At 39.0% G+C, this 7549-nt stretch carries 11 protein-coding genes; 9 read left to right on the forward strand and 2 right to left on the reverse strand.

Annotation, left to right across the window (positions count from 1 at the left end):
* Positions 1-554: ABC transporter ATP-binding protein (locus tag PLEUR7319_RS37500; RefSeq protein WP_019509540.1), on the forward strand; the 554-nt coding region annotated here is incomplete at its 5' end.
* Between the two features lie 41 nt (positions 555-595).
* On the forward strand, positions 596-1021 hold the full coding sequence (locus PLEUR7319_RS0133100) for an EamA family transporter (protein ID WP_019509541.1): 426 nt from the start codon (positions 596-598) through the stop codon (positions 1019-1021).
* Between the two features lie 2 nt (positions 1022-1023).
* Here PLEUR7319_RS0133100 and ftnA read toward each other — a convergent pair whose 3' ends face one another.
* Entirely contained in the window at positions 1024-1548 is a 525-nt protein-coding gene (gene ftnA, locus PLEUR7319_RS0133105; protein WP_019509542.1) for a non-heme ferritin, read from the reverse strand.
* 291 nt (positions 1549-1839) lie between these two features.
* Between ftnA and PLEUR7319_RS0133110 the strand changes: the two genes are divergently transcribed.
* Positions 1840-2181, forward strand: a complete 342-nt coding sequence (locus PLEUR7319_RS0133110) for a hypothetical protein (RefSeq protein ID WP_019509543.1) — start codon at positions 1840-1842, stop codon at positions 2179-2181.
* A complete protein-coding gene (locus tag PLEUR7319_RS0133115; RefSeq protein ID WP_202804342.1) occupies positions 2178-2393 on the forward strand; it encodes a hypothetical protein in 216 nt (71 codons plus the stop codon). Before PLEUR7319_RS0133110 ends, PLEUR7319_RS0133115 begins: the two co-directional genes overlap by 4 nt.
* 216 nt (positions 2394-2609) lie before the next feature.
* On the opposite strand, the gene PLEUR7319_RS0133120 is transcribed toward PLEUR7319_RS0133115, so the two are convergent.
* Complete coding sequence (locus tag PLEUR7319_RS0133120) at positions 2610-3851, reverse strand: hypothetical protein (RefSeq protein WP_019503788.1); 1242 nt, start codon at positions 3849-3851, stop codon at positions 2610-2612.
* 285 nt (positions 3852-4136) lie between these two features.
* On the opposite strand from PLEUR7319_RS0133120, the gene PLEUR7319_RS0133125 reads away from it, so the two are divergent.
* From PLEUR7319_RS0133125 to PLEUR7319_RS0133145, 5 genes are all read left to right on the forward strand, one after another.
* The gene (locus tag PLEUR7319_RS0133125; protein ID WP_026102938.1) at positions 4137-4535 is read left to right on the forward strand and encodes a DM13 domain-containing protein; all 399 of its coding nucleotides are present in this window, start codon (positions 4137-4139) and stop codon (positions 4533-4535) included.
* 327 nt (positions 4536-4862) lie between these two features.
* A complete protein-coding gene (locus tag PLEUR7319_RS43015) occupies positions 4863-5063 on the forward strand; it encodes a hypothetical protein (RefSeq protein WP_019509546.1) in 201 nt (66 codons plus the stop codon).
* A gap of 21 nt (positions 5064-5084) precedes the next feature.
* Positions 5085-6008: a nucleoside hydrolase gene (locus PLEUR7319_RS0133135; protein WP_019509547.1), complete on the forward strand. Its 924-nt coding sequence runs from the start codon at positions 5085-5087 to the stop codon at positions 6006-6008.
* A 482-nt stretch (positions 6009-6490) separates the two neighbouring features.
* Positions 6491-6802, forward strand: a complete 312-nt coding sequence (locus PLEUR7319_RS0133140) for a helix-turn-helix domain-containing protein (RefSeq protein WP_019509548.1) — start codon at positions 6491-6493, stop codon at positions 6800-6802.
* A gap of 67 nt (positions 6803-6869) precedes the next feature.
* On the forward strand, positions 6870-7412 hold the full coding sequence (locus PLEUR7319_RS0133145; RefSeq protein ID WP_019503787.1) for a helix-turn-helix domain-containing protein: 543 nt from the start codon (positions 6870-6872) through the stop codon (positions 7410-7412).
* Positions 7413-7549: the final 137 nt, after the last annotated feature.

The following is a 7549-nucleotide window of genomic DNA, read 5'->3' on the forward strand; positions in this document are numbered from 1 at the left end:
GCTACCAAATTAATCTATCATTTTCACTCAATTTAAGATGCGTTCGCCCTAGTCGTTATCCCTATCAAAGCTGGATGCAGCAGTGGTCAAAGGAAGATGAAGATAAGGTAACTGAAGCTTTAGAAATTACCACCATGACTGAGCTAGCAGATCGGGCTTTAGATAGTCTTTCTGGGGGACAAAGACAGCGAGCCTGGATTGCAATGGTATTGGCTCAAGATACGGATATTTTGTTGCTAGATGAACCTACAACCTTTCTCGATTTATCCCATCAGGTAGATTTATTAGATTTACTAGACGAACTGCAAGAAACTAAGCAGAAAACCATTGTAATGATTCTGCACGACCTCAATCTCTCCTGTCGCTATGCCGATTATTTAGTCGCCGTACAGCAGGGTAAAGTATACGCTACGGGAACTCCAGAACAGGTAATGACAGAAGAGACAGTGCGAGATGTATTTAATTTGGAATGTCGTATCGTTAGCGATCCTTTGGCAGATACGCCCATGTGTATTCCTATTGGACGGAAAGTGAATGTAAAACAAGAAAACTAGGAGTATAAGAGCCAATAGCTGAGAAATAAGATAATTTTATGATGAATGACGATAAAAGTTGGTTGATTTTTGCAGTATTATCGGCATTCTTTGCAGCTTTAACGACTATTTTTGCCAAGGTGGGAATAGAGGGGGTTAATTCCAATTTAGCTACGGCGATTCGGACTGTGGTAATTTTGGTTATAGCCTGGGGATTGGTCTATGCAGAAGGTACGTTTGGAGGATTATTTGAACTAAACTCAAAGACACTACTGTTCTTAGTTTTGTCAGGAATGGCAACGGGATTATCATGGCTTTGTTATTTTAGAGCCTTACAACTCGGTCCTGCTTCCTTAGTTGCCCCAATCGACAAGTCTAGTCTAGTTTTAATTGCGTTACTTTCAGTAATGTTTTTGAGAGAACCGTTGACACTTAAGATGGTTGTAGGAACGGGATTAATTTTAATCGGAACGCTAGTGCTAATCTAATCTCAATTCATCGCCGTGCTTTCTTCTTGAGTAGGATTAGCAGCCATATTGCCAATTTCGCGATCGATAAAAAAGATTCCTTGTCCCTCTGTGCCAATGAGCTTAATTTTATCGAGAATACTTTTAAACAAAAATTCTTCTTGATGTTGTTCTGTTACATACCATTGAAGAAACTGGAGAGTAGCGTAATCTGGTTCGGTATTAGCTAAATGTACCAAATCGTTAATCTTACTAGTAACTAACTGTTCGTGTTCGTAAATTTGCTCGAACATTGGGGTTATAGAATCAAACTCAAATGGTGGTGCCTGCATTCCACTAATGACAGCATAAGCTCCTGTTTCCTGAAGATAATTAAATAAACGGCGCATATGCGACATTTCTTCGTCTGCGTGTTGGCTCAAGAAAGCAGCGCAGCCATCAAGGGCTTTATGAGCGCACCAAGAACTCATTTGTAGGTAAAGATGAGAAGAATAGATCTCTAAATTAATTTGTTGATTGAGGCGATCGATTATTTTTTGAGATAGCATATTTATCGCTCGAATTTCGGGTTATTGCAATTAATTATTAATACCATGTCTGTTCGACTTAATAGCAAACGGTTAAGAGATATTTAGCTTTTGTGACGTTTTGAGACTTATAGCTAGAGCTAGCCGTCTATCACGGATACCGCTTCGTATATCGCCCTCAAACAGACTAACGAATTATCAAATAGTGTAATTGTCTTAATAAATAGTTAGGTGTGGAAAGAAAAACTATGCTGATTAATTTTGATTTGTGGGATACTATTCGAGATTTAAGGATCTTTTAGAATAAATCGGATGGCAAATTTATCAAATGAAACTATAACAGCGGTTTTTGAATTGCAACGACAACTACTACAAATAATTAACCAAGCAACAGAATTAGAATTCAGTATTCTCGAACAATTTGGCGAAACAGAAACGACAATTATTGAACTAGATGAAATACAAAATGTTAAAGAACGAGCAAGTGCTTATTACACTCGTCTCTATCGACTACTATGGCAAATTTCACAAGTCCAACCCATAGCTGATTCTGCTACGCTAGATTTATTGTCTCAATCGTTAATTCAAACTCAAGCAATTGCCGATGCAGGACAGGCAAGTTTAATAGAAATAAAAAGAAATTGGAATCTATGATGAATAACCAGCCTAAGATACCTGACTCAGTTAATAGAGAACGTTCAATTGCTAGAATGCGCGATATATCAATGATGTTTGATGCTCAAATTGTGGCGTTAGATGAATTGATTGTTAGAGTAGAAGCTCAAAATTGCCAGAGTCCAATCAATATTTATCGTCAGAAAAAAGGAAAGCGTTTATTATCATCTCTTCAAAATCCAGAAAATTAGAGAGACTTAAACAGAAATGAACCGAAGAAATTGTTTTATCTAACAGAAGATCGCCCGCTCTAGATAGTTGAGTTTTTAGTAAGTGCGATGCCTACGGCTAGCTTCGCAATCGCTAATTCTATCCCTATTAACTCTAAAGTTCAGAAAATTGCGATCAAATAGGTTAGAGCAACTATAAACTTTTTCCCTGGAACTGGTTCTAACGGATTTTGTGGATCAACCACTTTGAAGGGTTTGGCGACCGTTCATCGAGCTAGCAATCAACAAATTGTGAAGCCAATTGTGATGATAGCTAAAACCATTGAGATCGCTAAACGGCGATATCCGTGACGAGCATTTTGAGCGAGTTCTAGCTGCGTAGGGATGGAAATTCCAGATCAGTGCCATCGAACGTAGATATAATCTTGCCGACTCCTTGTCACCATGAAAGTATTGCATAGTGTAGAGTAAACGGTCTTGGTGATTCATCAACCGGTCTACCATATTGCTAGTGCGATGAGCTTGGGGAAATTGATAAGCGACTGTGAATTGAGCAGCACGACGGCATAATTGACGCATCTTGCTTAAAGTGCGTTTCCGTCTGATATGTTTTTTGCTCCAAATCAAAGCTAATCGTATTCCTTGCAAGAATTTAGCAGCAGTAGAGGATTTATAAGCTTTCCAGAGCAGAGCTTTGAGCTTGTTTCTTAAATTGCGATAACTGGGGCTTCCTTTCTGCACTTTTAGCACCGCGTGCAAAAAGCACAGTACCAAAGTCACCGTGGGAAATAGATTAAGCCAAGCCTGTTTAGTTCCGTCCCAAGCATCTGTATTGACTGTCACTGGGGTATAATTGGGGTCGAGAAGACGAGCTTCGGTTTGAAATTCTGCGTATCCTTTAGTTAAAGCTGGCGCACTAGCTGATTCGGTCAAGCTAACTCCCAAAATACAGCCAGATGCTACGGTAGTAGGAAGATAAACTCGTGAACCCCCTAACCAAGTATGTTTTTCATCCGCTACCAGATGTGGAGGCAGTTTTTGAGCGTCTTTGATTGTCGTTCCCACAATCGAGGCTCGACCTAAAGACAGGTAAATACGATACCAGTACATGGCATTACGACCGAAAACATAACTTAAAGCGTCAAAAGGCACACCAAATTGTCTTAAATACATTGGTTTGTCTATTTCGTCGGTTTTTCCTACCATATAAGGCATAATGAAGTCAGGACGCAATTGATAGACCTGCTGATTAGCTTTGAGCTTAATGCGGCGCATTGACAGTTCCTGTTTGCTGGAGACCACCCAATCATGAAAGCTGAACCCTGCTTCCATTTCTCTGGGAAAAATTTCAGGATACTTGGCATAAAGTTGCAGCAAATAGGCTCTATAATTGTGATTATTGGCGATTAGTTGTTGATATTGTTCTTCACTGCTAACGGGTAAACAAATACTTTTATCTCCTCTGATAGAAACTGCCATGCTTGAATTTTTACTGAAAATCAATTGATTGTTTGTTGACTTTATCTCAATTTGATTTCTTTTGTGCTTCAAGCCCCATTATCCTGAGTATTTCTACTACCCACAAAATCCGTTAGAACCAGACCGAGATACGTGTAAATTCGTGCCACATCGACTTGAAAATATTGATTTTTGTATTTTGTCAAGTGCAATAAAACCAATCATTTTCTTGGGATTTTCTCAGATTTGATTAAGGTATTTTCGGTAAATTAAATTGAAGTAAACTTACAATAAATGAGTAAAATTATGAAACGAGTAATTTGGCTATTGTCGGCGTTAACTTTGGCTATGAGTCCCACATTAGTAAAAGCAGAAGATATTTTGACGGGAGGAGAATTAATCGAAACTGGTAGCTTTATAGGGCAAAGCGGCCATACAGTAAGTGGGGAATTTCAAATAATCAAAAAAGGGGAAATTCATTATTTAGTTCTTCAAGATAATTTTAAATTTGATGGCGCACCCGATCCCAAAATAGGCTTTTCTAACAACGATGAATTTAGTGAAGATACTCTATTTTCTGGTTTGAATTCAGATCAAGGAAAACAAATTTATCGTTTGCCGTTCGATTTTAACCCTGCTCAATACGATGAAGTTACACTTTGGTGCGATAAATTCAATGCCGATTTAGCAGAGGCAAAATACTAGGCGTTGCTGAATAGATTGTCGTCGAGCAAAATTTTATCTCTAAGATTGCCCTATTTTCTAGTAGGGCGAACGCATCTAAATTAGAAGAAAAAAAGAGTTAAGATGAAATTATTAAAATCAACTTATCTGATAAGTTGAAACAAGCCTAAATATCCCTTATATATAAAAAATAAAAACTACCCTGAGCATGGGCTAGCATTTGATTATTGATGGTAAAGCTATTGAGATAATAACGTTTAGACGTACTAGTTTCGGTGCCGATCTTCCTGACGGAATAAATTTTTAGAAAGCCAATTTAATAGCCAAGAGATAGCATTCTTGAAAGCGATGAATAAAGTCTCTGGAATAGAATTAATAGTAAATCGGGAGAAAGCATTAAACAAGCTTATCTCCAACGTGAAAAATAATCTTGATCCCGATATCTTGTCAAATTTTAGCGAACAAGATATCGAACAATTGACCGAAAAGATACAAAGCTTTCAAACTTTCAGAAGTAATTTAAATCGAGTATTAAACGAGCTAGAATAAGAACCCGATTTAATATGAACTATGCCTCCAAAGCTAGTCTTGATGGATCATGATGGTGCGATCGATGATTTTTTATCCCTGATCTTGCTCATGACGATGACCGAGGTCGAACCTTTAGGGATTGTTGTTACTCCCGCCGACTGTTATATCGAAGCTGCCGTTAGTGTCAGCCGTAAAATCTTAGATTTGATGCAGCGTAGCTATATTTCTGTTGCTCGAAGTACAGTCCGAGGTCTCAACCCTTTTCCTGCCCATTTTCGTCGCGACTGCACTATTATCGATCACTTTCCTCTTCTCAACGAGTTTGAACCCATCTCGACACCATTAGCCGAAGCAACAGGACAACAATTTATCGTTCAGCAGTTACAGAATGCCCCTCAACCTGTAACCTTAATGGTCACTGGACCTCTAACTACCGTAGCCGAGGCGCTCTCTACTGAACCGACAATCGTTGAACAAATCGCTGAAATCATCTGGATGGGAGGAGCCTTAACTGTAGGAGGAAACGTTCAGAAAGCCTATGCCCCAGAACACGACGGTACCGCAGAATGGAATGTGTTTTGGGATGCGATCGCAGCTAAACAAATCTGGGATACTAATCTTCCCTTGACACTATGTCCTTTAGATTTAACTAATAGCATTCCCGTCACTGCCAAATTTATTCGTGCTTTAGCCCAACAACGCAGATATACTCTATCGGATTTAGTTGGTTTGTGCTATTCCCTAGCCATTCCCCAAGACTATTATTGTTGGGATCTTTTAGCTACGGCATATTTAGCCCGTCCAGAACTGTATCAAACAGTAGAACGGGAGACGGATATCATTACCACTGGTGCTAGTCAGGGTCAAACCATTCTCAAATCTGGTGGCAAAAGGATTCAAGTCATGACCCAGGTCAATAAAGAGCAGTTTTACGCTTACCTATTGCAGCAGTTTGCTCGATAAATCTTACAGTTCTTTGATACTTTTCTAACCTAACTAATTTCACTATCTGACCATCTCTGTCATCATTGACATCACCATGTTCCACAGCCTATTAATTATATTTATACTACGTACTACTAAATTAGAATTTGCTGAAAAAGCTGACGATCCGACTCATGCGTGTGAAAGGTAAATAGTTTTATTTTAGTATCTGGCGAGCGCTTTTCTAATTGCTTGACAAATTTCGAGTGCTCGCACTTTCCCACCACTTTACAAACTACATACTAAAAAATAATCTTAAACAAGATTTAAAGCGATTTTTAGAGATTTTTGCACTTTAATAGCTCAATCTGGCGATAAGTTGCCCAATTTTCTCTGAAAAACCGCTATACCGACTGTGGCTATAGAATTGTTGCTAATTCAATAACAGAGAAAAAAAGTTCTTGACTTTCACCTTAGGGCAAAGTGTTAACTCATAAATAGCAGAGATTTAGGGAGCGTCAATGCTTAAAATTAGTGACTTTGCTCAACTTAGTCGTATCTCACCTAAAACCCTACGTCTATATGATCGCTTGGGGTTACTCAAACCTGCCACAGTAGACCGTCAAAATAACTATCGCTATTATTCTGCCAGTCAATTACCTCGTCTGAATCGCATTCTTGTTTTTAAAGAATTGGGATTCTCCTTAGAACAAATCAGTCAGTTACTCGATGACAATCTTTCTGTGTCGGAGATTCGCGGTATGTTGCGCCTCAAACAGCTAGAACTAGAACAAAAACTAGTGCAGCTAGGCGGAAATAGCCCACCAGGTTAAAAAGGAAGCTCTCATCAGATAAAATGAAACTTACTCTATTAAGCAAAAGAGTGAAGCCAAGGAATCGATGCCCATTAACAAAGCAAAACTAATCAACCTCTCCAGCAGACAAGAAACACTACTACAACAGATAGTTAGAGGGACTACCAACCCTGATCGTTTGGTGAGAAGAGCCAAGCTGATTTTAGCCGCAGCATCTGGAGAGAGCAATAGTTCTATTAGTCGAAGATTAGAACTAGAAAGAGGGCAAGTACGCTTGTGGCGAGAACGATGGAGACAGGACAAAGAGAAACTAGCAGCAGCAGAAGAACAACAAGTAACTGACAAAAAGTTAATGGTCTTGATTAAACAAGTTTTAGAAGATCGCCCACGTTCAGGCACGAGCAGGTTCTTTAGCGTAGAACAAGTCGTTCAAATAGTGGCACTAGCCTGTGAATCTCCCGAAGAATCAGAAAGACCAGTAAGTCATTGGACAGCCAGAGAGTTAGCAGCAGAAGCAGTTAAAAGAGGAATAGTGTCAAAGATTTCCCCTCGAAGTGCGGGACGTTTTTTAACAAGAAGCCACACTAAAACCAGATCTCCATCGTTACTGGTTAAATCCCAAAATTGATGACCCCCTAAAATTTAAAAAGCAAGTCAAATATATCTGTCAACTGCATCAAAATGCCTTAAAGTTATTAGAACAAGGTATTCATTTGGTTAGTACCGATGAAATGACAGGTATTCAAGCTCTTGAAAGATTATTTC

Source organism: Pleurocapsa sp. PCC 7319 (assembly GCF_000332195.1).
Classification (GTDB): Bacteria; Cyanobacteriota; Cyanobacteriia; order Cyanobacteriales; family Xenococcaceae; genus Waterburya.

What these genes read in the sequence shown, in the direction of transcription:
- PLEUR7319_RS0133140 (WP_019509548.1), top strand. Translation starts at nt 6,491, where the DNA reads ATGCTTAAAATTAGTGACTTTGCTCAACTTAGTCGTATCTCACCTAAA.
- PLEUR7319_RS0133135 (WP_019509547.1), top strand. Translation starts at nt 5,085, where the DNA reads ATGCCTCCAAAGCTAGTCTTGATGGATCATGATGGTGCGATCGATGAT.
- PLEUR7319_RS0133115 (WP_202804342.1), top strand. Translation starts at nt 2,178, where the DNA reads ATGATGAATAACCAGCCTAAGATACCTGACTCAGTTAATAGAGAACGT.
- PLEUR7319_RS0133100 (WP_019509541.1), top strand. Translation starts at nt 596, where the DNA reads ATGAATGACGATAAAAGTTGGTTGATTTTTGCAGTATTATCGGCATTC.
- PLEUR7319_RS43015 (WP_019509546.1), top strand. Translation starts at nt 4,863, where the DNA reads ATGAATAAAGTCTCTGGAATAGAATTAATAGTAAATCGGGAGAAAGCA.
- PLEUR7319_RS0133125 (WP_026102938.1), top strand. Translation starts at nt 4,137, where the DNA reads ATGAAACGAGTAATTTGGCTATTGTCGGCGTTAACTTTGGCTATGAGT.
- PLEUR7319_RS0133145 (WP_019503787.1), top strand. Translation starts at nt 6,870, where the DNA reads ATGCCCATTAACAAAGCAAAACTAATCAACCTCTCCAGCAGACAAGAA.
- PLEUR7319_RS0133120 (WP_019503788.1), bottom strand. Translation starts at nt 3,851, where the DNA reads ATGGCAGTTTCTATCAGAGGAGATAAAAGTATTTGTTTACCCGTTAGC.
- ftnA (WP_019509542.1), bottom strand. Translation starts at nt 1,548, where the DNA reads ATGCTATCTCAAAAAATAATCGATCGCCTCAATCAACAAATTAATTTA.
- PLEUR7319_RS0133110 (WP_019509543.1), top strand. Translation starts at nt 1,840, where the DNA reads ATGGCAAATTTATCAAATGAAACTATAACAGCGGTTTTTGAATTGCAA.